The organism is Stenotrophomonas sp. NY11291 (assembly GCF_023277365.1).
GTDB classification, from domain to species: domain Bacteria; phylum Pseudomonadota; class Gammaproteobacteria; order Xanthomonadales; family Xanthomonadaceae; genus Stenotrophomonas; species Stenotrophomonas geniculata.
The window spans coordinates 2,283,238-2,308,492 of the sequence record NZ_CP096975.1 but is presented as its reverse complement, the minus strand read 5'-3'; the positions used below and the strand labels follow the sequence as shown (position 1 = coordinate 2,308,492).

At 66.7% G+C, this 25,255-nt stretch carries 27 protein-coding genes; 19 read left to right on the top strand and 8 right to left on the bottom strand.

Annotated elements, in window-relative coordinates; all coding sequences use genetic code 11:
- Positions 1–95: 95 nt before the first annotated feature.
- Positions 96–1,364 carry a hypothetical protein gene (locus tag M1L61_RS10825; protein WP_191862396.1) on the bottom strand — a complete coding sequence of 423 codons (1,269 nt, stop codon included), beginning with the start codon at positions 1,362–1,364 and terminating at the stop codon, positions 96–98.
- Between the two features lie 72 nt (positions 1,365–1,436).
- On the opposite strand from M1L61_RS10825, the gene aat reads away from it, so the two are divergent.
- From aat to M1L61_RS10805, 4 genes are all read left to right on the top strand, one after another.
- Positions 1,437–2,177, top strand: coding sequence for a leucyl/phenylalanyl-tRNA--protein transferase (aat, locus tag M1L61_RS10820; protein WP_049409900.1), 741 nt, complete (start codon positions 1,437–1,439; stop codon positions 2,175–2,177).
- An 86-nt stretch (positions 2,178–2,263) separates the two neighbouring features.
- On the top strand, positions 2,264–2,482 hold the full coding sequence (gene infA, locus M1L61_RS10815; protein WP_005409596.1) for a translation initiation factor IF-1: 219 nt from the start codon (positions 2,264–2,266) through the stop codon (positions 2,480–2,482).
- Positions 2,483–2,761: 279 nt separating this feature from the next.
- Positions 2,762–2,926, top strand: coding sequence for a hypothetical protein (locus tag M1L61_RS10810; RefSeq protein ID WP_248854724.1), 165 nt, complete (start codon positions 2,762–2,764; stop codon positions 2,924–2,926).
- A gap of 129 nt (positions 2,927–3,055) precedes the next feature.
- Positions 3,056–3,433, top strand: a complete 378-nt coding sequence (locus M1L61_RS10805; protein ID WP_019337442.1) for a hypothetical protein — start codon at positions 3,056–3,058, stop codon at positions 3,431–3,433.
- Between the two features lie 68 nt (positions 3,434–3,501).
- On the opposite strand, the gene clpA is transcribed toward M1L61_RS10805, so the two are convergent.
- The gene (gene clpA, locus M1L61_RS10800) at positions 3,502–5,787 is read right to left on the bottom strand and encodes an ATP-dependent Clp protease ATP-binding subunit ClpA (protein WP_049481282.1); all 2,286 of its coding nucleotides are present in this window, start codon (positions 5,785–5,787) and stop codon (positions 3,502–3,504) included.
- Positions 5,788–5,925: 138 nt separating this feature from the next.
- Between clpA and M1L61_RS10795 the strand changes: the two genes are divergently transcribed.
- The gene (locus M1L61_RS10795) at positions 5,926–6,738 is read left to right on the top strand and encodes an APH(6) family putative aminoglycoside O-phosphotransferase (RefSeq protein WP_049408909.1); all 813 of its coding nucleotides are present in this window, start codon (positions 5,926–5,928) and stop codon (positions 6,736–6,738) included.
- A 104-nt stretch (positions 6,739–6,842) separates the two neighbouring features.
- On the opposite strand, the gene clpS is transcribed toward M1L61_RS10795, so the two are convergent.
- Positions 6,843–7,169, bottom strand: coding sequence for an ATP-dependent Clp protease adapter ClpS (gene clpS / locus M1L61_RS10790; RefSeq protein ID WP_019337429.1), 327 nt, complete (start codon positions 7,167–7,169; stop codon positions 6,843–6,845).
- A 112-nt stretch (positions 7,170–7,281) separates the two neighbouring features.
- Here clpS and M1L61_RS10785 point away from each other — a divergent pair, with 112 nt between their 5' ends.
- The 8 genes from M1L61_RS10785 (at position 7,282) to M1L61_RS10750 (ending at position 12,830) form a co-directional block, all read left to right on the top strand.
- Positions 7,282–7,755, top strand: a complete 474-nt coding sequence (locus tag M1L61_RS10785) for a hypothetical protein (RefSeq protein ID WP_010485859.1) — start codon at positions 7,282–7,284, stop codon at positions 7,753–7,755.
- A gap of 1 nt (position 7,756) precedes the next feature.
- On the top strand, positions 7,757–8,218 hold the full coding sequence (locus tag M1L61_RS10780; protein WP_126561112.1) for an NUDIX hydrolase: 462 nt from the start codon (positions 7,757–7,759) through the stop codon (positions 8,216–8,218).
- A complete protein-coding gene (mnmA, locus tag M1L61_RS10775; RefSeq protein ID WP_010485863.1) occupies positions 8,215–9,357 on the top strand; it encodes a tRNA 2-thiouridine(34) synthase MnmA in 1,143 nt (380 codons plus the stop codon). The genes M1L61_RS10780 and mnmA overlap by 4 nt, the downstream gene beginning before the upstream one ends.
- Positions 9,354–9,968, top strand: coding sequence for a high frequency lysogenization protein HflD (hflD, locus tag M1L61_RS10770; RefSeq protein ID WP_248854723.1), 615 nt, complete (start codon positions 9,354–9,356; stop codon positions 9,966–9,968). Before mnmA ends, hflD begins: the two co-directional genes overlap by 4 nt.
- A 163-nt stretch (positions 9,969–10,131) precedes the next feature.
- A complete protein-coding gene (locus tag M1L61_RS10765; protein ID WP_010485867.1) occupies positions 10,132–11,322 on the top strand; it encodes a methyl-accepting chemotaxis protein in 1,191 nt (396 codons plus the stop codon).
- 98 nt (positions 11,323–11,420) lie between these two features.
- A complete protein-coding gene (locus M1L61_RS10760; RefSeq protein WP_032966708.1) occupies positions 11,421–11,636 on the top strand; it encodes a hypothetical protein in 216 nt (71 codons plus the stop codon).
- Between the two features lie 113 nt (positions 11,637–11,749).
- Complete coding sequence (locus tag M1L61_RS10755; RefSeq protein WP_019337427.1) at positions 11,750–12,214, top strand: hypothetical protein; 465 nt, start codon at positions 11,750–11,752, stop codon at positions 12,212–12,214.
- Positions 12,215–12,323: 109 nt separating this feature from the next.
- Entirely contained in the window at positions 12,324–12,830 is a 507-nt protein-coding gene (locus M1L61_RS10750) for a hypothetical protein (RefSeq protein ID WP_248854722.1), read from the top strand.
- A 143-nt stretch (positions 12,831–12,973) separates the two neighbouring features.
- Here M1L61_RS10750 and M1L61_RS10745 read toward each other — a convergent pair whose 3' ends face one another.
- Positions 12,974–15,733: an EAL domain-containing protein gene (locus M1L61_RS10745; RefSeq protein ID WP_049408904.1), complete on the bottom strand. Its 2,760-nt coding sequence runs from the start codon at positions 15,731–15,733 to the stop codon at positions 12,974–12,976.
- Between the two features lie 131 nt (positions 15,734–15,864).
- Here M1L61_RS10745 and M1L61_RS10740 point away from each other — a divergent pair, with 131 nt between their 5' ends.
- On the top strand, positions 15,865–17,967 hold the full coding sequence (locus tag M1L61_RS10740) for a PAS domain-containing sensor histidine kinase (protein ID WP_197597435.1): 2,103 nt from the start codon (positions 15,865–15,867) through the stop codon (positions 17,965–17,967).
- 4 nt (positions 17,968–17,971) lie between these two features.
- A complete protein-coding gene (locus M1L61_RS10735) occupies positions 17,972–19,744 on the top strand; it encodes an EAL domain-containing protein (protein ID WP_019337423.1) in 1,773 nt (590 codons plus the stop codon).
- A 17-nt stretch (positions 19,745–19,761) separates the two neighbouring features.
- On the opposite strand, the gene M1L61_RS10730 is transcribed toward M1L61_RS10735, so the two are convergent.
- The 4 genes from M1L61_RS10730 to flgA all read right to left on the bottom strand — a co-directional run bounded on the left by M1L61_RS10730 (position 19,762) and on the right by flgA (position 22,446).
- A complete protein-coding gene (locus M1L61_RS10730) occupies positions 19,762–20,982 on the bottom strand; it encodes an ATP-binding protein (protein ID WP_019337422.1) in 1,221 nt (406 codons plus the stop codon).
- Positions 20,983–21,073: 91 nt separating this feature from the next.
- A complete protein-coding gene (locus tag M1L61_RS10725; protein WP_010485882.1) occupies positions 21,074–21,412 on the bottom strand; it encodes a flagella protein in 339 nt (112 codons plus the stop codon).
- Positions 21,409–21,714, bottom strand: a complete 306-nt coding sequence (gene flgM / locus M1L61_RS10720; protein WP_010485883.1) for a flagellar biosynthesis anti-sigma factor FlgM — start codon at positions 21,712–21,714, stop codon at positions 21,409–21,411. Before flgM ends, M1L61_RS10725 begins: the two co-directional genes overlap by 4 nt.
- Positions 21,715–21,789: 75 nt before the next feature.
- The gene (flgA, locus tag M1L61_RS10715; protein WP_010485884.1) at positions 21,790–22,446 is read right to left on the bottom strand and encodes a flagellar basal body P-ring formation chaperone FlgA; all 657 of its coding nucleotides are present in this window, start codon (positions 22,444–22,446) and stop codon (positions 21,790–21,792) included.
- Between the two features lie 180 nt (positions 22,447–22,626).
- Between flgA and M1L61_RS10710 the strand changes: the two genes are divergently transcribed.
- The 4 genes from M1L61_RS10710 to M1L61_RS10695 all read left to right on the top strand — a co-directional run bounded on the left by M1L61_RS10710 (position 22,627) and on the right by M1L61_RS10695 (position 25,241).
- On the top strand, positions 22,627–23,571 hold the full coding sequence (locus M1L61_RS10710; RefSeq protein WP_010485887.1) for a chemotaxis protein: 945 nt from the start codon (positions 22,627–22,629) through the stop codon (positions 23,569–23,571).
- A gap of 156 nt (positions 23,572–23,727) precedes the next feature.
- Complete coding sequence (gene flgB, locus M1L61_RS10705) at positions 23,728–24,123, top strand: flagellar basal body rod protein FlgB (RefSeq protein ID WP_010485889.1); 396 nt, start codon at positions 23,728–23,730, stop codon at positions 24,121–24,123.
- A gap of 3 nt (positions 24,124–24,126) precedes the next feature.
- On the top strand, positions 24,127–24,534 hold the full coding sequence (flgC, locus tag M1L61_RS10700; protein WP_010485892.1) for a flagellar basal body rod protein FlgC: 408 nt from the start codon (positions 24,127–24,129) through the stop codon (positions 24,532–24,534).
- Positions 24,535–24,557: 23 nt separating this feature from the next.
- The gene (locus M1L61_RS10695) at positions 24,558–25,241 is read left to right on the top strand and encodes a flagellar hook capping FlgD N-terminal domain-containing protein (protein WP_049436369.1); all 684 of its coding nucleotides are present in this window, start codon (positions 24,558–24,560) and stop codon (positions 25,239–25,241) included.
- The last annotated feature ends 14 nt before the right edge of the window (positions 25,242–25,255 follow it).

Below are 25,255 nucleotides of genomic sequence, written 5' to 3'. Positions count from 1 at the left end.
GGAAAAGCGTGCCAACCAAGGTTGGCACCTACCGGGGCAATGAGGCGTGCCAACCGACGTTGGCATCTATCAGAGCAATAGCGATGGCGCTGTGCTCAGGTGCACTGCCAGAAGTGCCCGCTCACCCGGCACTTCGCACACCAGAACGTGTAGAGCATGCCGCCACTGCCCCATAGCAGCGCGCCTCCACTGGTGGTCGGCAGCGTCGAATCCAGCTGCATCACGAAGGGCATCTCCTCACCGCAATCGATGCACGCCGGATACCAGGCACTCTGCACCCAGCTCGGTGCGCCGCCCACGCGCGACAGGTTCTGCCGATGATTGGACTGTCCCCAGTCCTGCTGCCGCCAGCGCGAGGTATCCATGGCGGCCAGGCCGACCTCGGCCTGCATCAGGTCACCGCTGTCGGTCGGCGTCGCCGGCACCTCCAGACGCTGGCTGGGGTGGCAGCTGGGCAGGCCGCTGGCATCGTGGCGATAGAAACGCACGGGCGGATCTTCCCAGCCGCAGCAGTCCAGGCACAGGCCCAGCGTGATCTCACCCGCCGCGCCCGGCTGCAGCGCGGCAGCGTCGGTTCGCAGCAGGCGCTGCAGCGGTGCATGGCAGCTGCCACACAACGATTCCAGCGGCCCTCCCATCTGCCCGGCGTACTGTACCTGCCCGCCATTCCAGGTCGGGTGCAGGCGCCAGATGCGCTTGCGCCAGCTCGGTTCGTCCGCCTGCTGCGCGCGATGCTGCTCGCGGCCGAAGCGGATGTGCAGCGGCCGCTCCCCATGCAGGCGCCGCGGCTGCGGTCCGTCCGCGACGCCGGCCCAGTGCGCCCAGACCTCAGCATCCAGCGCGCCCCAGTCAGCGAGGTAGCCGCGGGCAACGGCATAGCTCTCGGGCTGCGCCGCCAGCAGCAGCGCCCTGGCCCGCGCCATCTCGCGATCGTCGTCGGCCTCAACCAGAATCTGCGCCCACTGCACGGCAATGACGGAGGGCAGGCCCTGCCATACCTGCGAAGCCAGCTGCAGCTCGTCTTCGGTGGCCAGCGCCAGCAAGGCCTCCCAGTCGTCCTGCAGCACCTGCGGCGCCTGGTAGCTGGTGAATTCGATCACGCTGGCCAGCAGTTCGCCGCGCTCGCCATCCCGATAGCGGCGCCAGGCCTCGGCACAGACCGGCACAATCGCTTCATCGGGCAGCAGATCCAGCGCCATGTCGAGAAAGGCCGAGCTGGGTGAACGCCGGGCAAGGGCCAGCAGCATCAGCGCACCGAGCTGGCCGGGCTGTTCAGTGGCCAGCGCCAGCAGCATGCCCTGGCTGTCGTTGCGCGTGCGCGGGATATCGTGCACATCGAGGATGGCGGTGATCGCGTCACTCATGCGTGGGCTCCTTGCCGTTGGACGCTGATGGTGCCAGACATCAGCGATCGCCACGACGAATACAATGGCGGCATGACCCGCCAGCTGCCCTGGCGCCTGGCCGATGCGCCGGACGCTCCCTTCCCTCCGGCTGAAACCGCACTGCGCCAGCCCGACGGCCTGCTCGCGGTGGGAGGCGACCTGCATCCGGTGCGCCTGCTCAACGCCTATGCCGGTGGCATCTTCCCGTGGTTCAGCGAGGGCGAGCCCATCCTGTGGTGGTCGCCAGACCCGCGCATGGTGTTCCGCACCGAGGGCGTGCACCTGTCCAGCCGCTTCCGCCGCCAGTTGCGCGGCAGCACGTGGGAGATCACCGCCGACACCGCTTTCAGTCGTGTGATGCGTGCCTGCGCCGCAGCACCGCGACCGGGCCAGGACGGTACGTGGATCAGCCCGGCGATGGTCGAGGCTTACAGCCAGCTGCACGACCTGGGGTTTGCCCACTCCTTCGAGGTCTGGGACCGGCAGACGCTGGTCGGCGGCATCTATGGGGTGGCGATCGGATCGATGTTTTTCGGCGAAAGCATGTTCAGTGGCGCCAGCGGCGGCTCCAAGATCGCCCTGGCGGCCCTCGCATCCACCCTGCGTGACTGGGGCTGGGAACTGATCGATGCCCAGGTGGAGAATCCGCACCTGCTGCGGATGGGCGCCGAACACCTGCCGCGCGCGGACTTTCTGGAGCACGTCCGTCAGGCCGTACACCGTGACGGCCGTGAAGGCCCCTGGACCCAGGCGGTCGGACGCTTGCCAGCACGGCGTTTGGCCGGGGGTTAACACAAACTTTGCAAGCCGGGCCCATCACGCGTAAAATACCGCGCCTTAGGCCCAGCGTGGCCGTTTTCTGAACCGCACAGGACTACATGTCGAAAGACGATTCCATCGAGTTCGAGGGCACCGTCAGCGAGACGCTGCCGAACACCACTTTCCGCGTTCGTCTGGAAAATGGGCACGAAATCATCGCCCACATCTCCGGCCGCATGCGCAAGAACTACATCCGCATCCTCACCGGTGACCGGGTCAAGGTTGAAATGACCCCGTACGACCTGACCAAGGGCCGTATCACCTACCGCATGAAGTAAGCGGTCGGCGCAATGCGCCACTCCGACAGGGCCGGCCTCGCTGCTGGCCCTTTGTCGTGCGCGGAAGAAAATGCGCGGCACCGAGATCGTTCGATTTTCGTCCTTGTCTGAAATCCGGCATCGCGCCGGGACTCTAGACTCAACGCGTTCTTCACAGAAGGCGCTGCGCGCATGACCTACCTGATCGTCCTGGACCCGCAGTCCGTCACCAGCCGCTGCTAGGCCAGCAAGGGCCCGGACGGCACTTGGTTCGGCCAGCCCTGCCTGGTCTGCACCAGCATGGACGCATCCCACCCACTGTATCTGGCCGTGCAGCGCGAGGTCCCACACATGGGCAGCACACTCAAGCAGCGACTGCACATTCCGCATGAAGCGGTCGCATTCGTCATCGAGGATGGCGGCAACCAGGGGCGCCAGCAGGGATTCCGTTCGATCGCAGCCTGATGCGCCAAAGGTCATCGTGACCGATCTCACCGTGACGTCGGTCAGCCCTGCTTGCGGCAGATTCGCATTTGCAGCGGCGGCGGCATCCTGGGATCCGATCCAGTCCGGATCGCCACCCCCTGCCCCGCCATGAACCTCTCTTCCCTGCTCATCCCCTTGGCCTTGTCTGCCGCCACCCTGCTGGCGTCGCCCGCCCATGCCGCCGACACCCCGCCGGCGCAGTGCGTACCACTGACCGGCGAACAGCAGATCGTTCGTGCCGGCGCCGACAAGAACATCCTGCTTCGCTCCGGCGAAGACCACTATGTCGTGCATTTCCGCAACAGCTGCCCTTCTGCCGTGCTGGCCACCCGCCTCGGCTTCAAGACCGACGGCAAGGAGGCTGGCGAGCTGTGCAGCGAGGGCCGAAGCGCTCTGGACACCGGTCGCGGCAGCTGCGAGGTTGCGCGCATCGAGCCGATCGATGCCGAGCGGTTCAAGCGCGAAGCACGCCGCCGCAGCCGCTGACCCCGGACAGGACAAGGGCGGCCGAAGCCGCCCTTGTTGTTTCCAGTCTTTCACGCCAAGCCTTCAGCTCACTCCACCGTAACCGGCAGCAGCCGCTCCGGCTCGGCCTGGGTCTCGACCACCAGCTCGTCGTCGCGGACATCGATGCTGACCTTGCCACCGTTGACCAGCTTGCCGAACAGCAGCTCGTCGGCCAGCGGGCGCTTGATCTTGTCCTGGATCACGCGGGCCATCGGGCGCGCACCCATCAGCGGGTCGAAGCCGTGGTGAGCCAGCCAGTCGCGCGCGGTCGGGGTGGCCGACAGGCTGACGTGCTTGTCCTGCAGCAGCATCTCCAGCTCGATCAGGAACTTGTCGACCACGCGCAGGATGTGCTCGAAGCCCAGCGCCTGGAACTGCACCACCGCGTCGAGGCGGTTGCGGAATTCCGGGGTGAAGCTGCGGCGGATGGTCTCCATCGCGTCGGTGGCATGGTCCTGCTTGGTGAAGCCGATCGAACGCCGCGAGGCCTGCGCCGCGCCGGCATTGGTGGTCATCACCAGCACCACGTTCTTGAAGTTCGCCTCACGACCATTGGTATCGGTCAGCACGCCGCGGTCCATCACCTGCAACAGGATGTTGAAGATGTCCGGGTGCGCCTTCTCGATTTCGTCCAGCAGCAGCACGCAGTGCGGCGTCTTGACGATCTTCTCGGTCAACAGGCCGCCCTGGTCGAAGCCGACGTAGCCCGGAGGGGCACCGATCAGGCGGCTGATCGAATGCGGCTCCATGTACTCGGACATGTCGAAGCGGACCAGCTCGATGCCCAGCTGCAGCGCGAGCTGCTTGGTCACCTCGGTCTTGCCGACACCGGTCGGACCGGCGAACAGGAAGTTGCCGATCGGCTTTTCCGGATTGCCCAGGCCCGAGCGGGCCAGCTTGATCGCCGAGGACAGCGTCTCGATGGCCGGGTCCTGGCCGAAGATCACCATCTTCAGGTTGCGCTCCAGGTGCTGCAGCACATCCTTGTCGGTGGCACTGACCTGCTTGGCCGGGATCCGCGCCATCTTGGCCACGATTGCCTCGACCTCTTCAACGTCGATCAGCTCCTTGCGCTGCTCCTCGGGCAGCAGGCGCTGGCGGGCACCGGCCTCGTCGATCACGTCGATGGCCTTGTCCGGCAGCAGGCGGTCGCCGATGTGCTTCACCGACAGGTCCACTGCGGCCTGCAGGGCCTCGTCGGAGTAGGTCACACCGTGATGCAGCTCGTACTTGGACTTCAGGCCCTGCAGGATCTCGTAGGTCTCGCCCACCGTCGGCTCGACGATGTCGATCTTCTGGAAGCGGCGCGCCAGCGCGCGGTCCTTCTCGAAGATGCCGCGGTATTCCTGGAACGTGGTCGAGCCGATGCAGCGCAGCTCGCCCGACGCCAGCGCCGGCTTGATCAGGTTGGACGCATCCATGGTGCCGCCCGACGCCGAACCGGCACCGATGATGGTGTGGATCTCGTCGATGAACAGCACCGCGTTGGGCACCTTCTTCAGTGCCGTCAGCACGCTCTTCAGGCGCTTCTCGAAGTCGCCACGGTACTTGGTACCAGCCACCAGTGCGCCCAGGTCGAGCGAATAGATCACCGCGTCGGCCAGCACCTCAGGCACCGAACCCTCGACGATGCGGCGGGCCAGGCCCTCGGCGATCGCGGTCTTGCCCACGCCGGCCTCGCCCACGTACAGCGGGTTGTTCTTGCGGCGGCGGCACAGGACCTGGATGGTGCGCTCGATTTCGTCGGCACGACCGACCAGCGGGTCGATGCGACCGGCCCGGGCCTGTTCGTTGAGGTTGCTGGCGAACTCGGTCAGGGCATCGCCCTTCGGCTCGCCCTCCCCGCCTTCAATGCGGCCTTCGCCCTCGGACGAAGAGGACGGCTGCTCGCCTTCTTCGCCCAGCTTGGCGATGCCATGGGACAGGTAATTGACCACGTCCAGCCGGGTGACGTCCTGCTGGTTGAGGTAATAGACGGCGTGGGAGTCCTTTTCGCCGAAGATGGCGACCAGCACATTGGCGCCGGTGACCTCCTTCTTGCCCGAGGACTGCACGTGGTACACGGCCCGCTGCAGCACGCGCTGGAAGCCCAGGGTCGGCTGGGTATCGCGGCCGTCATCTTCGGCCAGGCGGGACACGGAGGCCTCGATGGCCTGCTCCAGCTCCTGGCGCAGGCGTTCGGCGTCGGCGCCACACGCCTTCAGTACGGCCTGGGCGGACGGGTTGTCGAGCAGTGCCAACAGCAGGTGTTCGACCGTCATGAACTCATGCCGGGCCTCACGGGCGCGCTTGTAGCACTGGCCGATGGTGTGTTCGAGGTCTTTGCTGAACATGGATTACTCCGGCGGCAGATGGGGACAATATGCGGCCTGACTACGCGATTTCCATCACCCTAGCGGATTGCTGCGTTCAGATGGCGTTAGCAGTACACATCGCTTGATCTTCATTCACTCCAGGACAGCCCGCCCAGCATGAGCGAACCCTACCTGAGCCGCTGGCGATTGCGGCGTGATGGCGCAGCCATCGAAACGCCCCATGCCCAGCTCTGGCCAGTGCTGACCATCGCCGGCGAGCCGGCCATGCTGAAGATCAGCAGCGAAACCGAAGAGCAGAACAGCCATCGCCTGCTGCGCTGGTGGGAGGGCGATGGCGCCGCCCGCCTGCTGGCCCACGAGGGACCGGCGATCCTGATCGAGCGTGCCGGCGGCGACTCGCTGCGGCAACGCTCGATCGAGGGCGACGATGACGCCTGCACCACGATCCTGTGCCAGGTCCTGCAGCGGCTGCACCGGCCACGGAACGCGCCGCCAGCGGAACTGGTCTGCCTCCGTAGATGGTTCGCCGACCTGCTGCAGCCAAGGGCTGCGCTGCCGCCACTGCTGGAACAGTGCAGATCACTGGCGGAGGGGTTGCTGCAGGAAGAGCGCGAGATCCGGCCGCTGCACGGCGACCTGCACCACGACAACGTGCTCGATTTCGGCGCACGTGGCTGGCTGGCGATCGACCCGAAGCGGCTGCTGGGTGATCGCGCCTTTGATTACACGACACTGTTCAGCAACCCGGACCTGTGCGGTCCGGGCATCCACGTTGCGACGCAGCCTGAGCGGTTTGCCGCCCGGCTGGAACAGGTCAGTGCATTGGCGGGCCTGGAGCGCACGCGCCTGCTGCGCTGGATCGCAGCCAGCGCGGGGCTGTCGGCAGTCTGGTTCCGGGATGACGGCGCCCCCGCCGAGGTCGACGAGGCCGTGGCGCGTATGGCGCTGGAGGCGTTGGCGGAGGCCTGATCCAGCTGTAGAGCCGAGCCTGCGCTCGGCTGCTGCTGGCAGAGATCTGGATGCCTGGGTGAACAGCAGCCGAGCGTGGGCTCGGCTCTACAGGTCGGGGGCGGTCAGGCCTTTTCCATCGTGCACAGCAGCGGGTGCTGGTTCATCCGCGAATACTCGTTGACCTGGGCAACCTTGGTCTCGGCCACTTCGCGGGTGAACACCCCGCACACGCCGCGGCCGCGGGTATGGACGTGCAGCATCACCTGTGTGGCCTTGTCCAGGTCCATGTTGAAGAACTGCTGCAGTACGTCCACCACGAAATCCATCGGGGTGTAGTCGTCATTGAGCAGCATCACCTGGTAGAACGGCGGCGGCGCCACTTCCGGGCGCGCGGGTTCCACGGCAACGCCGTGCTCGTGATGGGAATCGGGGGAAGACTCGCGGGGCATCTGCTCATTATAGAGGCTCGAGCGGGCCTGCGTCGGCCCGCCGCAGATTGGACGGCACGCACCGCCGCCGTCACAATTGCATCCTCTCTCAACACTGTTTCACAGGATCTTCATGAAAAGGACCCTTCTCTCCGCCCTGCTGATCGCCCTGGCCGCCGCCGGCTCCGCCGCCGCCGAGACCCAGGCCGACAAGGCCGTGGCCCGCCACCTGGACAAGCTGGGCTACACCTACGAGGTCGACGAGGACGGCGACTACCGCATGGTGTTCGACGTCGAGGGTGACCGCACCCAGATGGTCTACGTGCGCTCGTCGGTGGAAGATTTCGGCACCCACAACATCCGCGAGATCTGGTCGCCGGCCTACAACGCCAAGACCAAGCAGTTCCCGGTGGCCGTGGCCAACCGCCTGCTGGAAGATTCGCAGGACGCCAAGATGGGCGGCTGGGTGAAGCAGGACACCACCGCCATGTTCGTGGTCAAGATCGACGCCGATGCCACGGCCGACCAGCTCAGCGACGCCATCGATGCGGCCATCCGCACCGCCGACGCCATGGAGCTGGAACTGACCAAGAAGGACGAGTTCTGAGTTGAACGCTACGCCGGACCCGCGCTGGGCACCGCACGCCACCGTCGCCACCGTGGTGGTCGACGGCGGCCGCGTGTTGCTGGTTGAAGAGACCATCGACGGCCGCCAGGTGCTGAACCAGCCGGCCGGCCACCTCGAGCCGGGCGAAAGCCTGGCCGAGGCAGCCCTGCGCGAGACCCGCGAGGAAACCGGCTGGACCGTGCAGCTGACCCATTTCATCGGCTGCTACCAGTGGACGGCCGGCGACGGCACCCCCTTCCTGCGCTTCTGCTACGCGGCGCGCCCGGTCTCGCACGACCCGGCGCAGCCACTGGACACCGGCATCGACCGCGCACTCTGGCTGACCCCGGCCGAACTGCAAGCCGCCGGCGAGCGCCAGCGCAGCCCGCTGGTCTGGCAGGTGGTGGCTGATTACCTGGGTGGCCAGCGCCATCCACTTTCCCTGGTCCGGGAGGTCGCATGAGCACTCCGCGCGTGATGGTGGGCGTCTCCGGTGGCGTCGACTCCTCGGTCGCCGCCTGGCGCCTGGTACAGCAGGGCGAGGCCGTAGCCGGTCTGTTCATGCAGAACTGGGCCGACGACGGCAGCGGCGACTGCCGTGCCGAGGACGACCGCCGCGATGCGGTGGCCGTCTGCGGCCTGCTCGGCATTCCGTTCCACTTCCGCGATTTCTCCAGCGAATACTGGCAGGGCGTGTTCGAGCACTTCCTGGCCGAGTACGCGGCCGGCCGTACGCCGAACCCGGACGTGCTGTGCAACCGCGAAGTGAAGTTCAAGCACTTCCTGGACGCCGCCCGCGAGCTGGGCGCCGAACGCATCGCCACCGGCCACTACGCGCGGGTGACCCAGCGCGGCCACCAGTGGCTGCTGCTGCGCGGCGCCGACCGCTCCAAGGACCAGAGCTACTTCCTGCACCAGCTGGGCCAGGAACAGCTGGCGGCCACCCTGTTCCCGATCGGCGACCTGGAAAAGACCGACCTGCGGCGGATCGCACGTGACGTCAGCCTGCCGACCCACGCCAAGAAGGACTCCACCGGCATCTGCTTCATTGGTGAGCGCGACTTCCGTGAATTCCTCGGCCGTTACCTGCCGGCCAAGCCCGGCCAGATCCTCGACCCGGCCGACGGCAGCGTCATCGCCGAACATCCGGGCGTGTTCTATTTCACCCTGGGCCAGCGCGAAGGCCTGAACATCGGCGGCGTGCGTGGACGTCCGGCCGCGCCGTGGTACGTGGTCGGCAAGGATGTGGCCAGCAACGTGCTGTACGTGGATCAGGACCGCGACAGCAAGTGGATGCTGTCCGATCGCCTGCGCTCGGAAACCGCGCACTGGATCGCCGGCGCGCCGCCGGCACGGCGCTTTGAATGCACCGCCCAGACCCGCTACCGCCAGCCCGACGAGCCGTGTACGGTCGAGGTGCTGGACGATGGCAGCGTGCTGGTCACCTTCGCGCGCCCGCAGCGCGCCGTTACCCCCGGTCAATCACTGGTGCTGTATGACGGTGACGTGTGCCTGGGTGGCGCGGTGATCGCCGCCACCGATGCGCCGCTGGAACAGCGCCTGCGCACCACCCCCTCCCCTTTTGAGGTAATCGCTGCATGAGTTTCACTGTCGACGACCGCGTCCTGGCCCTGGCCGGCATTGCCCAGGCCCTGCAGCAGGTACGCCGCATCGCCGATACCGGCCATTCCGACGCCGCCGCCGTGCGCACCGCCGTGGACAGCGTGTTCCGTGTCGATGCGTCCTCGCCGCAGGAGGTGTTCGGTGACCGCCATGCACTGAAGGCCGGCCTGCGCCTGCTGCACAACTACTTCCGCAGCCAGGGCCAGGATCCAATCCTGCCCAAGCTGGCCCTGTCGGTGCTGCAGCTGGAGCGTCGCTTCGTGCAGGACGGCGCCACCGTGAACAAGGTCGCCTCGGGCATCGAGCGCGCCCAGCGCCAGGCCACCGAGCTGGGCGACAGCAGCCATCCGGACGTGCTGGCCAACCTGGGCGGCCTTTACGCGGACACCATCAGCCACCTCAAGCCGCGGGTGATGGTGCAGGGCAACCCGCACTATCTGGGCCAGGCTGGCGTTGTGGCCGAGATCCGCGCCCTGCTGCTGGCCGCGGTGCGCTCGGCGGTGCTGTGGCGCCAGCTGGGCGGCAGCTACTGGGACTTCCTGTTCAGCCGCAAGGCGATGATCGAGGCCGTGGACCGGCAGCTGGCCTGAGGTCATGGGGTCGGATCCCTTTCCGGCACGGAAAGGGCTCTGACCCTGAAGCCGCCAAGGCGCCGGAAAACCGGCGCATTCAGAATGCACTTCCGGGCACATCGACGTTAAAGAGAAAGGGGGTACGGCCGATACATCCTCCGTGCACCTCCCGAGAACGTCCATGTACTCACGCATTTTCATCCGTCTGGCCGCCCCCCTGGCTCTGACCCTGCTGCTCCCCTTCGCCATCGGTTTCGAATGGCCGGCCGCCCTGCGCTGGGCGATCCTGACCACGATGACGCTGAGCTGGCTCGGCTTTGCGTGGTGGACCACCCGCGCCCAGGCGCACCGTTCCCCGGAACATGCCCGTGTCCTGCGTGAGCAGGACCAGCTGCTGACCGAACTGCGCAACTTCGTCGGCAACGAGATCGACGGTTCGCGCGGCGAAGTGGAACGTGCCCGTGACCTGATCCGCCAGGCCGTCTCCAGCCTGGGGGGCAGCTTCGATGCCATGAACCGCAAGTCGCGCCAGCAGAGCCAGGCCCTGTCGCGTATCGTCGATCGCGCCGGTGATGAAGGCAATGCCGGCCTCGACGTTGCCCGTTTCGCCCAGCACGCCAGCCACCGCATGGAACAGCTGGTCGAAGCGCTGGAACAGGTCAGCGGCCAGAGCAGCACCACCGTGCAGCACATCGACCAGATGGCGCAGCACCTGGATGGCATCTTCGCGCTGCTGGAAGACGTCAAATCGATCGCCGACCAGACCAACCTGCTAGCCCTGAACGCTGCAATTGAAGCAGCGCGTGCCGGTGAAGCCGGTCGCGGCTTCGCCGTGGTGGCCGACGAGGTCCGCAACCTGTCCGAGCGCTCGACCACCTTCAACGAGCAGATCCGCAAGCTGGCGCACAGCTCCAAGGACGCCATTGCCAAGGTGCGCGAGACGGTCTCGCACATGGCGTCGCGTGACATGGATCGCTCCCGTGAAGCGCGCCAGGAAGCGGCCGCGATGCTCGACAACGTGGCCCAGATCAATGCCTCGCTGGGCGATGGCATGCGCGAAGTCTCCGAGTGTGCCCGTTCGATTGATGGCAGCGTGGCCGAAGCCGTGCGCGCCCTGCAGTTCGAAGACATCGCCACCCAGGCGCTGGGCGGCGTGCACACCCACCTGGACCGCCTGACCGCGATCAACCGCGAAGCAGTCGCCCTGCAGGAACTGCTGCACCGCAACGGCGGCGTGTTCGACGAAGAGATCGCCACCGCCCTGCAGCGCACCGGCAGCCGCCTGCGCGAACTGCGCAGCGAATGGGAACGCCCGCCGCACAAGCCGGTTGCCCAGCAGAGCATGGGCGCCGGCACCGTCGAGCTGTTCTGACCCTGATGTCCGCTGCCCTCGCCGGCAGCCCGCAAGGCCCCGGTTCCTCCGGGGCCTTTGCCTGTGACCCGCCGTTGGATGCATCCTGTACGCGCACCATGACCCTGATCCGTGCCCTGCCCTCCCTCACCGATACCGAGCGCCCGCGCAACGCGAGCGTGCGTGAGCAGCTGCAACAGCTGGAGGATGTGGCACGCGAGGAGATCCGCGAGCTGCAGCAGCTGGCCGATGCGCGGCCGGCGCCGTCCCGCGCGGACGAGGCGCTGCTGGGGCTGGCGTGGGACCTGGGGCTGGATGGGGAAGCGCTGAAGTAGATCCACGCCATGCGTGGATGAAATGGTAGCGGCCACCCACCATTTCAGATTTGTTGCATGGTCTGAATCACCGGCTCCGGGCACACTCATCGCTCTCCCTCCTTGACAGCGTCATGGCATTCAATCCGGAAGAAGCGCAAGAAGCCTTCGAACAGTTTCTGATCATCATGGACGATCAGATTGAATGGCTGATCGAGCAGGCGCAGCAGCGCGGCGTCGACCTAGACGGTAGCCTGGAGAGCCTTGATCGCCTCGAAACCCTGTACACGTTGATGGCCGCAACGTTATCGAAGGACGAGCAGGCTGCCTTGAGAGTTGTGTTTGCACGATATCTTGGGGAAACCGTGTGTCAGCATCACGGCGGCAAATGGACTCTCCCACTGGATGATCCCAAGGACATCAGTTTCAACATGCCGGTTATCGTGGGGCATTCATCCTGCCCGTGGCTGGAGTTCAATCCCATCCACACGATGCGAGCCTATTCACTTCGGCCCAAGCCCGGAATGATCCAAAGCGTCGTTGCGCACAGTGTTGCTCCACGGATTCTGGATCTCAGCGATCTGGTGGAAGAAGATTGAGCCAAATTGATCCGGCAACGCATGTGACCTGTTGCTCGCACTCGAACCCGCAGTGCTAGCGCCGGCCATCCCCATGGCATGATGCCCCGGTCCCGTTCATGGAAGACCGATGGCCATCGCCCTGATCGCAGTGCTGTTGATCGAGACCGTCCTTCTCATGGCGTGGGTGGCCGGCCATTTCAGCTGGGGCATCACCCTGTTCAATGAGCGCATCGCGGCGTCACCGACCATGCAGGCCCGGCTCTCGCTGGGCAGCCTGGAACGTGACCTGCCGCAGGACAGATGGCTGCAACTGGCCTTCCATGCGCTGCCTGACGGCAGCATGGCGTTCCGCGAGAGCTTCGCGCCGAGCTTCGGCCTGCGCTACTTCCCCGTGATGCGCGGTCGCATCGTACTCAACACGCGACGGCACGAGGTGCGGGTGATCGGACTGTGCAGCTGGTTCGTGGCCATCCTGTCGCTGTTGCTGTTGCCGCTGGTGGCGATGCGCCCGATGGTGGCGCCCATGCTGCTGGTGCTGCCGCTGTTCCTGGCCAGCTATCTGGTCCAGAGGCGGCGCTATGCGGCCATCGTCGAAGCGCTGCGCATGCAGTTGAAGGCGGAGTTCCCAAGGTAGATCCACCCCATGCGTGGATGGTCGCGCGTGCAGGAGGCATTCGTGCCGACCAAGGTCAGCAGCCACCAAAACGGGTTGCGGTAGATCCACGCCATGCGTGGATAGACACAGCAGCCAAGGTCAGTTCCAACCAGTGCAGCTGATCAGCGCGCCAGCACCACTTCCCCGCTGGCATCGGTACGCAGCGAAACCGGCTGTGGCTGGCGCAGCCACTGCGCCAGGTCGCGCGGGCTGAGCGGGCGCGAGTACAGGTAGCCCTGGATCTCGTCGCAGCCCTGGCGGCGCAGCATGTCTTCTTCCTGGTGTGTTTCCACGCCCTCGGCCACCACCTTCATGCCCAGCGCGTGGCCCAGGTGCACGATGGCCTGGGTCACTTCGGCCGTGCCCGAATCATGCAGCATGCCCTGCACGAAGCTGCGGTCGATCTTCAGGCGGCCCACCGGGAAGCGGTTGAGATAATTGAGGTTGGAGAAGCCGGTACCGAAGTCATCCACCGCCAGCGGCACGCCGTGCCGTTCCAGCACATCGAAGCAATGGCGCAGGATGTCGGTGTCACGGATCAGTGCCGACTCGGTCAGTTCCAGTTCCAGTCGCTGCGGCGGCCAACCATGGGCGTGGCAGATCTCGATCACGCGCTCGGCGAAACCACGGTCACGCAGCTGCACCGCAGAGACATTCACCGCAATGCGGTCGAAGCGCAGGCCGGCGCGGTCCCAGGCGGTGGCCTGGCGGCAGGCTTCATTCAGCACCCAGTCGCCGATCCGCACGATCTCGCCGCATTTTTCGGCAATGGGGATGAACTCGGCCGGGCTGCAGTAGCCGATCCCGGGCCGGTGCCAGCGCAGCAGCGCCTCGATTGCAGGCGGCTCGCCATGGTGGGCATGCAGCAGCGGCTGGTAGGCCAGGCTGAACTCTTCGCGCTCGATGGCGCCGTGCAGGGCGTGCTCAAGCTCCAGCTTGCGCTGGATGCGGGCCAGCGCGTCCTGGCTGTAGTACTGGTAGGTATTGCGCCCGGCTTCCTTGGCCGCGTACATCGCGGCGTCGGCAGCACGCAGCAGGGAATCAAAGTCGGTCTGCGCATCGCCCAGCATCGCGATGCCGACGCTGGCGCCGACCTTCAAGGTGGTCTCGCCACGGCGCAGCGGCTCGGCCAACGAGGCGATCAGCTTGCGCGCCACGTGGCCGGCGTCTTCCGGCTCGGCCAGATCGCGCAGCACCACGATGAACTCGTCACCACTGAAGCGGCCAAACAGGTCGTTGTTGCGCAGGTTCTGGTGCAGGCGCGTCGCAGCGGCCTTCAGCAGCGCATCACCGGTGGCATGACCGAAGCTGTCGTTGATGGTCTTGAAACCGTCCAGATCGATGAACAGCATCGCCAGCGAGGTGCCACGGTCGCGCGCTTCCTCGATGGCTTCTGCCGTCTGTTCGCCGAGCAGCACGCGATTGGGCAGGCCGGTGAGCAGATCGTAGTGGGCCAGCAGCTCGATGCGCTCATTCGCCTCGCGCTCGCGGGTGATGTCACGGAACAGCACCACGAAGCGCGGCGGCAGTCCGTCGCGACGGTCCAGCTCGATCAGCACCTGCACCCACACGCGCAGGCCGGACTGACGGTAGAAGCACAGGTCCAGCTGTTCGGGCAGTCCGCCGCCGGCAATCCGGACCAATGCGGCGTCGAAGGCATTGCGCGAATCTTCGGTGTACAGCGCCAGCGCCTGGTCGAGGGTGATCGGCTCCTTGCGCAGGCCGTGGATGCGGTAGCACTCCTCGGTCCACTGCATGTGCCGGGTCTGCACCTCGATCTCGCAGCCACCGATGCGACCCAGCGCGGAAACACGGTTGAGCAGTTCGGTGCGCCAGCGGATCAGTGCATCGGTCTGGTGCTGCTCGGTGATGTTCTGCACCTGGCCGAGCAGGCGCTTGGGCTGGCCATCCATGTCCAGCAGCGGCTGCATCCACAGCCGCAGATGCTGCGACGGTTCGTGGCCGCGGGTCAGTTCCAGTTCGATGTTGGCGGCCCGGCCATCACGCCACAGGCGCCGCCAGGCTGCACGCAACGCACCCCGCGAGCGCGGATGCAGCTGCTTCAGCCAGCGGCGCTGACCGGGCGCGCTGCCCTGCTCCAGCGCCAGCATCGAGCGCAGTTCCGGCGACCACCAGAAATGACCACTGTTGGGGTCGAACGACCAGCTGCCCATGCTGGCGATGCGCTGGGCCTCGCTCAGGTGCAGCTGCTGTTCCTGAAGCAGCCCTTCCAGCTGCTTCTGTTGTTCGATATCGGTATGCGTGCCGACCATGCGCAGCGGCTGGCCATCGGCGGTGCGCGCGACCACGCGCCCGCGGTCCAGTACCCAGCGCCACTGGCCATCGGCCTGGCGGAAACGGAACTGTGCGCTGTACTGCTCGCTCAAGCCACGAAGATGCTCGTCCAGTGCGACCCGCACCTGGGCGATATCCTCGCTGTGCACGCGGGCCAGGATCTCGGTGGCGGTTTCGTCACCCAGCGCCGGGGTGCGCACCACACGGTCGCTGGGAATGTCCCAGTCCCAGAGGCTGTGCCCGGCACTGTCCAGCGCCAGCTCCCAGCGCCCACCGCCGCCAAGCGGCACCGGTTCGGGAATGCTCAGCGTGAAGGCCAGCAGATTGCCGGCGCCATCGTGCACGGCCCGCAGGTGGCCGTCGTAGTGCCCGTGCGGGCCACCCGGCAGCGTGCAGGCCACGATGCCGCCATCGGCGGCCATCAGGCGCAGATCTTCCAGCATCGGCGCATACGCAGCCACGGTAGCCGGCAAGCCGTGCTCGCGCGCAGCCGGATTGGCCGCCAGCGGGCGGCCCGTGCGGTCGACGATGACCAGCGCCGACGCAAGCGGGTGCTGCAGCAGGCTGGCGATGATCCCTTGGTCCACGCGATCTTGCTCCGGATGACACGCCCGTCAGCGGGGCACGCAGTGGTTAACGGCGCCTGCGGCGGATAATTGAGTGGTCTGGGCGCACCTGCGCGGTAAGATGGCCGGCGCCCCTTTCTTCCGCCCTGTCCATGCCCGCAGAACCGACCGGCAACGCCCCAGTTCCCGACCCGCGGATGGCGCAGGCGCTGAGCCGCGACCGGCGCCGGGTGGTGCTGAGCTACCTGGCGATGGCGCTGGCCTGGATGATCTCCACCGACAGTGCGGTGCAGGCACTGGTGCCTGACCCGCAGCAGGCGGCCTTGTGGCAGGGCCTGAAGGGCTCGTTCTTCGCCCTTGCCAGTGCGGGCCTGCTGTATCTGCTGCTGCGCCCGCTGGCCGAGCACGTGCTGCACACCCATGCACGCCAGCAGGCCTCGGAGCTGCGCCTGCGGCAGATGTTCGAAGGCAACCCCGGCCCGATCCTGGTCTATGACCTCGATACGCTGGCGATCCTCGATGCCAATCCGGCGGCCTGCACCGCCTTCGGCTGGGACCGTGACGAACTGCTGGAGCAGACCATCGACGCGTTGTGGCCGCCAGGCCAGGACCAGGCACTGCAGACCAAGCTGGAGGCGATCCGCGAGGCACCAGAGGAACTGTGCATCCTGCGTACCCAGCTGCAGCTGCGTGACGGCTCGCTGCGGCAGATGGAGCTGCGCTCCAACGCCATCAGCTACGACGGCCACAACGCCCGCTTGTTGATTGCCATCGACCGCACTGCGGAGGATCTGGCGCAACTGCGCCGCGACCAGGCGCTGGCCCGGGTGGAAGAAGCCCACGAGCTGGCCCGCATCGGCGCCTGGGAGCTGGACCCGTCCACCGGGCTCGGCCGTTATTCCAACCAGGTCTACCGCCTGCTGGGTCGCCGCCCGCCCGAGGCCCGGCGCTGGCATCGCTTCGACGAACTGCTGGTGCCGGCCGATCCGGCCACCGCTACCCAGACCGAACAGCTGCTGGCCGAACTCTGCTCCGGCGATCCCGTGCACGTGGACGTGCTGCTGCCGCTGTTGTCGATGGATGGCCGCGCCTTGATGGTGCATCTGCGTGCTGCCAGCGGCATCGACGAGGCCGGCCGCAATCGCGTGCTGGGCACGCTGCAGGACGTGACCGAGCGCGAGCAGTCGCGACGCCTGCTGCGCGAGCGCGAGGAGCAGTTCCGCGAGCTGGTACGGGTACTGCCCGATGGCGTGGTGATCCTCTCCGACGAACACGTGTTGTACGCCAATGCCTGGGCCGCCAGCCTGTTCGGCTATGGCAGCCACACCCTGCTGGGCGAGCCGCTGTCGGCACTGGTGGACAACGCCGATCTGTCCCGCGTGCGTAGCCAGCTGCGTGCAGGCCAGCCCCATCTGGGGCCCGGTCACAGCAGCGTGGTGGCGATGCAGCGCGCTGATGGCCGCAGCTTCCATGCCGGCCTGGCGGTAGGTGAAGTGCGTTATGGCGGACGCGACTGCAAGTTGCTGATCGTGCGCGACCTGAGCGATTCCGAGCGCACCCGCAGTGCGTTGGAAACCAGCAACCGTGAACTGCAGGCGATGGCCGGCCGCCTGTTCTCGCTGCAGGAGGATGAACGCCGCGCGATCTCGCGCGATCTGCACGACGACATCGGCCAGGCGATCACGGCGATCAAGTTGTCCGCCTACGCAGCACAGGACGAAGATGATCCGCAGCGCCGCGCCGAGGATCTGGCGCAGATCGTCAGTCTGGCCGATACCACGGTGGCCAAGCTGCGCGACATCTCTACCCTGCTGCGCCCGCCGCAGCTCGACGCGCTGGGCCTGGAAGCAGCCTTGAGCTGGCAGGCACGGGTACTGTTCCGTTCGTCGCCGGTGGAACTGCTGGCCGAGATCGAGCCCCTGCCGCACCGTCCCGACAACAGCATCGAGCAGGCCTGCTTCCGTATCGCGCAGGAAAGCCTGACCAACGTATTGCGCCACGCCCGTGCCAGCCAGGTGCAGCTGCAGCTGCGCGATGTCGGCCAGCGCGGCCTGCACCTGCAGATCCGCGACGATGGCGAGGGTTTCGACCCCGATGGTCCGCGCGGGCTGGGCCTGATCGTGATGCGTGAGCGCGCGCAGAGCGTCGGTGGCCATGTGCGGATCGAATCCGCGCACGGCGAAGGCACGCTGATCGACGTCCACCTCCCCTACCAGGCGGCCAGCATGGCCGCCGTTGAGTCACCGGAATACTGAGCCTATGTGGAATCCCAACCAGCCCCCGGTCAGCATCGATGATGCGCCTGACCGCCTTGGCGCCGGCAACCCCGAGCTGCAGGTAATGGTCGCCGAGGCGGCCTCGGGCGGCACCGCACTGATGCTGATGCATGTCGACATCGACCACTTCGCTTCGGTCAACGAAAACATGAGCGCCGAGGTGGGTGACCAGGCCCTGGCGCTGGTGGCGCAGCGGTTGCAGTCCTACCTGCGCGGGCGCGGCAAGCTGTGGCGCCACGGCAGCGATGAGTTCCTGATCGCCGTGCCACGCACGGCCGACGTGCCGCTGCCGGAGGACTTTGCCGAGGAGATCCGGCAGCAGATGGAGCTGCCCCTGTCGGTGCTGCCGTATACGTTGTTCATGACCGGCAAGCTGGGCGTGAGCCTGTGCCCGGACCATGCAAGCAGCGCCTCACGCCTGCTCGATCATGCCGAGGATGCGCTGTACCAGGCGGCCCGCGAAGGCGGCAACGCGGTGCGCATCCACGCCGTGGACACGCCGCCGAGCGCGCACAGCGAGAGCATCATCGCGCGCCAGATCGTCGACGCGATCCCCAATGGCGAGCTGAAGCTTCGCTACCAGCCGCTGGTCAGTGCCCGCGACGGCCACGTGGTGGGCATGGAGGCGCTGCTGCGCTGGCAGTCGCCGACGCTGGGCATGCTGGTGCCGGAGCGCTTCATGCGCACCGCCGAACGGCTGGGCATCATCGTGCAGATCGGCACCTGGGTGCTGGAGGGCGCGCTGAAGCAGGCCCGCCTGTGGCGCGACCAGGGCTTCGACGACTTCACCATCGCCGTGAACGTCTCCACCCTGCAGTTGCTGCGGCCCAACTTCTTCGCAGAAGTCATGGGCCTGATCCAGGCGGCGGGCGTGCCGGCGCAGATGCTGACGCTGGAGATCAACGAAAGCGCGCTGACCAACAACGTCAACTTCGTGCACGAGACGCTGGCCAACCTGCGCAACGAAGGCATCAGCCTGAGCCTGGACAATTTCGGCACCGGCGATTCCAGCCTGAGTGCGCTGGTGCGCTACCCGGTGGACAAGCTGAAGATCGACCGCAGCTTCATCAAGAGTGCGCCGGCCGGTAACCGCGAAGCGGCCATCGCTCGTGCGATCATCGCCATGGGCCACCAGCTGGGCATGACCGTGATCGCCAACGGCGTGGAATCGCAGGCGCAGCTGGGCTTCCTGCGCCGCAACGACTGCGACGTGTTCCAGGGCTACCTGTTCGGCGAACCGATGTCGGCCGATGCCGCCGGCATGACCCTGCGCCGCCGCTACCTGCGCCCGGAGGCCTTTGCCGAGACCCGTCCCGACCGCACGCTGCTGTTGCTGGACGACGAGGAGAACGTGCTGCGCTCGCTGGTGCGCCTGTTCCGTCGCGATGGCTACCGCATCCTGGCCGCCGGCAACGTGCGCGATGCGTTCGACCTGCTGGCGATCAACGACGTGCAGGTGATCCTGTCCGACCAGCGCATGAGCGACATGAGCGGCACCGAGTTCCTGGGCCGGGTGAAGATGCTGTACCCGGACACGATCCGCCTGGTGCTGTCCGGTTACACCGATCTGAACACCGTGACCGACGCGATCAACCGCGGTGCGATCTATCGCTTCCTGACCAAGCCGTGGAACGATGACGAGCTGCGCAAGCACATCCACCAGGCGTTCCGCACCTATGAGGAGCAACGCCGCAGCAACGCCGGTCCGGCGCCGGTGGAGAGCGGAGATGGCGGTGAGGATCGTCCGCTGCGGTGACCCACATGTAGAGTCGATCAGCGCGGCTGCTTCACCGGCAGCACCACGCGGAAGCGCGAGCCCACGCCCGGGGTGCTGTCCAGGTCGATGCGGCCGTGGTGCTTGTTGATGATGCTGTAGGAGATCGACAGGCCCAGGCCGGTGCCGCTGCCAACGGGCTTGGTGGTGAAGAACGGATCGAAGATGCGCTGGCGCAGTTCCGGCGAGATGCCGCCGCCGGTGTCCTCGAATTCGACCCACACGTGATCGCCATCAACGCCGGTGCGCACCGTGATCGTGCCGCGCTCGGCGATGGCATGGCCGGCGTTGAGCAGCAGGTTCATGTAGACCTGGTTCAACTCCGACGGCAGGCATTCCACCAGCGGTAGCTGGCCGAACTCCCGCACCAGGGTGACCTTGTACTTCAGCTCGTTCCAGATGATGTTGATGGTCGATTCCAGGCCTGCGTGCAGGTCGACCAGCTTCCACGATTCGTCGCGGCCGGAATACGAGAAGTCCTTCAGGTCACGCACGATGCGGGTGACCCGCTCGATGCCTTCGCGCGATTCAGCCATCAGCTGCGGCAGGTCACGGCTGATGAAATCGATGTCCAGACGGTCACGGATATCGTCGATTTCCGGAATCAACGCCTTCGGGTCCGGCGCGCGCAGGGCGCGTTCGTAGGCTTCGATCACGGTGAACAGGCTGCGCAGGTACTCCTGCAGGCTGCCCAGGTTGGAGTGCACGTAGCCGATCGGGTTGTTGATCTCGTGCGCGACGCCGGCAGCAAGCTGGCCGATCGAGGCCATCTTTTCCGACTGCAGCAGCTTTTCCTGGGTGCCGTTCAGGCGCAGGTAGGCCTGGCGCAGCTCGGCATGGCGCTGCTGCAGCTCGCGCTCGTAGTCTTCCTGCCCCTCGATATGGCGGAACAACGCCAGGAAGTGCCCCTGGCCCACCGGGCCGTGGTGATACAGATGGGCGATGACCACGCCCTCGCCCAGCGGCAGGCTGCCATTCCAGTGACCATGCTGGCGCGCCTGTTCCAGGGCATCGGGCGGCAGCAGTTCACGCAGGCGCTGCGGTGGTGGCAGACCGCCACCCTCGCCGCTGGCCAGCAGGTTCTGCGCGGCCGGATTGGCCAGCGCCACCTGCCCGTCTTCAGTGAACAGCAGCAGCCCTTCGCGCAGGCGCTCAAGCAGGGCCTGCAGCACCGGCTGTGGCGGAAGGGGGGCGGTAACCAGGGCGTTGGCAGCGGACACGGCGACTCGGGGCATTCGAACAGGCGCCCAATATACGCGGTCACGCAGCGGGCTTCAGCCCGCAGGAATGGGTTGTGCGACCGCCGTCGCGTCAGGCGACGGCGAGTGGACGGCGCGCAGTGACGGTGTGCGCCTGGCCCTTGGCATCGTAGGCCGAGGCATCTTCGGTGCGGCCGAGCTGGCGCAATGCCCAGTTGACCTCGCGGCGGCGGCGCGACAGCAGTACGCCGTTGGCGCGGTTGCGCTCGGCCAGTTCCTGCAGCTGTTCGCCCTCGCCCACCGGCGGCGCGCCTTCCAGCGCACGCAGCGCCTCCAGCTTGGCGCCGGTGGCCCGAATCAGGGCGTGCACGTCGTGCTCGACCAAGGCCTGGCGTTCAACGTCCAGGGCCTGGGCAAGGCGCTGCAGCGGCTCGCTCATCGCCGCGGTCATCCGTGCAGCTGCTGGTCCAGCTCGAGCATGCGCGATGCGATCGCGTCCGGATTGATCTTGTAGGTGCCGTTCTGCAGCGATTCGCGCACGGCGGCCACGCGCTGGGCGTCGATCGCCGGGGCGGTGGTCAGCTCACGCTCGATGGCCTGCAGATTGGTGGCCTCGCCGGTCAGGCGCAGGCTGTCGGCCGCTTCGACCGGACGTGCTGCCGCATCGGTGCTGACGCCGGGCTTGTTGGCCGGGGGCGTCACGCTGCGCAGTGCCTGGGGGACCTGCAGGTTGCCGTCGATTTTCTGGCTCATGGGGTGTCCTGGAGTTGCCGTTCACAAGGGATAACGGCCGCAGGGCCGTGATCTTTAGGGATATTTTGCGGTAAATCAACGCGCCACGATTACGTCACCGGCGGCATCGACCGTGCCTTGCACGATCCGCCGCGAGGACAGGTTCTCTACCGAGACCCGTTCGTTTTCACCGGCATCGCCCATCGCGCGACCGGCAATGCGGACCTCGACCGAGCCGCGACGCGATACCAGGGCCACATTGTCTCCCCTCTTAATGAGACGCTGCACCACCAGATCGTTGTTCGACAGCAGGGCTCCGGCCTGCAACGGACGGCGGGCGATGCGGCCGATCGCCGCGTTGGGATCGGCCAGCACTGCACCGGCAATCCGGGCGGCGTCACGCTGGGCAGTAGTGATATCGGCGGCGGTGAGGGTTTCTCCAGTGCCGATTCCACGATTGAGCACCAGCACGGTCTGGTTGCGCCGCACCTTTACGGGCACGAACAGGCGCCAGCCACCGGCATCCGGGCAGCTGACTTCGACCGTGGTGTTGGCGGTGGGCTGCACCTGCAGCGCGCCACCACACCTGGGTAGGCGCAGCGCATCGGCCACCTGAGCCTCGCCCTCGCTGCCGGCCGGCAGCGTCGACAACGCCGCGGCGCGAATGCTGGCCACCGGCTGCCAGTCGGCGGCAACCGCCCACGGCGAGGCCAAGGCCAACGCGATGGCGAAGAGAGATGTGACCCGGCGCATGGCGCCTCCTGTCGATGGGATCTGGCCCTGGTGCGTGCAAGGGGTGTGCCAGAGGGGCAGAGCTGCGTTTTGTAGAGTCGAGCCTCGGTCGAACATGGCGCGACGCCACAATTGCGGTGCGGACCACGCGGGCGGCAGGGCGCCCTCAAGTTCCGCCACTGCGGCGCCGATACAGCAGCCATGTCCCATGACCTGCTCAACCGGATCGACCAGCGGACCCGTCTGGCCGGCCACAACCGCCTGGCGCTGCTGCTGTTCCGTCTCGGCGGACGTCAGCTTTTTGGCGTCAATGTCTTCAAGGTGCAGGAGGTCCTGCGGCGCCCGGAGCTGTTCCAGGTGCCCGGGCTGCCCAGCCAGTTCTCCGGCGTGGCCGACGTGCGCGGCCGTTCGGTGCCGGTGCTGGACCTCGGGCTGGCGATCGGCCATCCCGAGCGCGAGCCCGATGCGGACACCTCGCCCGGCTATCTGGTCGTCACCGAATTCAACCGTTCGATCCAGGGCTTCCTGGTCAGCGGCGTGGAGCGCATCGTCAACATCGCGGTGGAAGACATCCACCCGCCGCCGGAACTGGGCGCCGAATCGAGCTACCTGACCGCGGTGACCCGCTTCCAGGGCGAGCTGATCCAGGTGATCGACGTGGAAAGCGTACTGGCCGACATCGCCCAGGTCCGTGGCGAAGCGGTGCTGGACCCGACCATGGCAATGCCGGCCGACGGCCCGCAGCTGCAGGTGCTGGTGGTGGACGACTCGCGCGTAGCCCGCCAGCAGATCCGCAGCGTGCTGGACCAGCTGGGGGTGGGCGCCACCCTGCTTTCCGATGGCAAGCAGGCACTGGACCACCTGCTGCAGATCCATGCCTCCGGCGAGAACCCGGCCGAGCGCTACGCCATGGTCATCTCGGACATCGAGATGCCGGCCATGGACGGCTATACGCTGACGACGGAAATCCGGCGCCATCCGGGCCTGGCCGGCCTGTACGTGCTGCTGCACACCTCGCTGTCGGGCGTATTCAACAATGCGATGGTCGAGCGCGTGGGCGCCAACGCGTTCGTCGCCAAGTATTCGCCGCACGAGCTGGCTGACTTCGTGCTGGACCGCCTGCGCAAGGTGGCGATGGCGGCGTAGGGCCGCGTCACGGGTCTCCGCCGGGCATGGCCCGGCGCTACCACAACCTCCCCCACCCCTGGGGTAGCGCCGGGCCATGCCCGGCGGACGCGATGTCGCGCGTGCTTTGGCACACCCCTTGCAGCTTCCCGGGCAACGTTCCCGTGGGAGTGCACCGTGCGCAACCTGATTACCGACTACCTGGGCGTCCACGCCCAGGCCATGCCGTTGCGCGAACAGCGGATGAAGCTGATCGCCAGCAACCTCGGCAATGCCGACACTCCCGGCTACAAGGCCCAGGACCTGGACTTCGATGCCGCCCTGCGCCATGCCCAGGGGCAGGATGCCAACGGCCTGATGACCACCACCAACGAGCAGCACTACGAAATCAGTAGTGGCCTGAATCCGTTCCAGATCGCGCGCGACGGCGTACAGCCCAGCCTGGACGGCAACACCGTCGATCCCGATGCCGAGCGTGCCGCCTATGGCCGCGCCGCACTCGAATACCGCGCTTCGCTCAGCTTCGTCGAGAGCAAGGTGCGTTCCATGCTGACCGCGATCACGGGGCAATAAGCCATGAGCAACCTGCCGATCTTCGATATCGCCGGCTCCGCGCTGCAGGCGCAGTCGGTGCGCATGAGCACCATCGCCTCCAACCTCTCCAACGCCGACACCGTCGCCGGTTCCGCCGACGCCGTGTACAAGCCGCTGGAGCCGATCTTCCAGGCCGTGACCAGCAAGAACGATCCGAACATCACCTCGGTGAAGGTCAAGGAGATCACCCAGAGCGAGGCCGCGCCGATCAAGCGCTATGAGCCGGGCCACCCGCTGGCCGACGGCGATGGCTACATCTACCAGCCCGACGTCGATCCGGTGGCGCAGATGGTCAACCTGATCTCGACTTCGCGCAATTACCAGGCCGGCGTGGAGATGTTGACCACCGCCAAGGAACTGGCCCTGGCCACCCTGACCATGGGCCGCTGAGCCCCGCAGCACCGGATACCGCCATGACCACCGCCGTCAACAACCAGACCAGCCAGGACGTCTATTCCGCGCTGGGCCTGAACGCCCCGAACAGCAACGCCACCAAGAAGAAGAACACGCTGGACCAGGCCGATTTCCTGCGCCTGATGACCGAGCAGCTGCAGCACCAGGATCCGCTGAAGCCGATGGACAACACGCAGATGGTCGCGCAGATGGCGCAGATGTCCACCGTGCAGGGCATCACCGATCTGAACAAGACGGTGAAGGGCTTCCAGGAATCGATGGCCAGCGACCAGGTGCTGCGTGGCGCTGCGCTGGTCGGCCACCAGGTACTGGTGCCATCGGAAAAGCTGGTGCTGGAAAAGGAAGGCAACGTCGAGGGCACGGTGGCCGCACCCTCGGCCGGCATCATCACCGTGGACATCACCGATGCCAACGGCACCAAGGTCACTTCGCTGAGCGTTGAAGCCAAGGCCGCCGGCGAAACCGCGTTCCAGTGGGACGGCAAGGACGCCAACGGCAAGCGCATGGAACCGGGCAAGTACTCGGTCGTCGCCAACCACGTCGACACCGCCGGCAAGAGCACCAAGCTGTCCACCTACGTACAGGCACCGGTGGAGAGCGTGACCGTCGGTTCCGACGGCCTGTACCTGAACCTCAAGGGCCTGGGCACGGCCCCGATCGACTACGTGCTCCGCGTCAGCTGAGCCGCACACCCCGT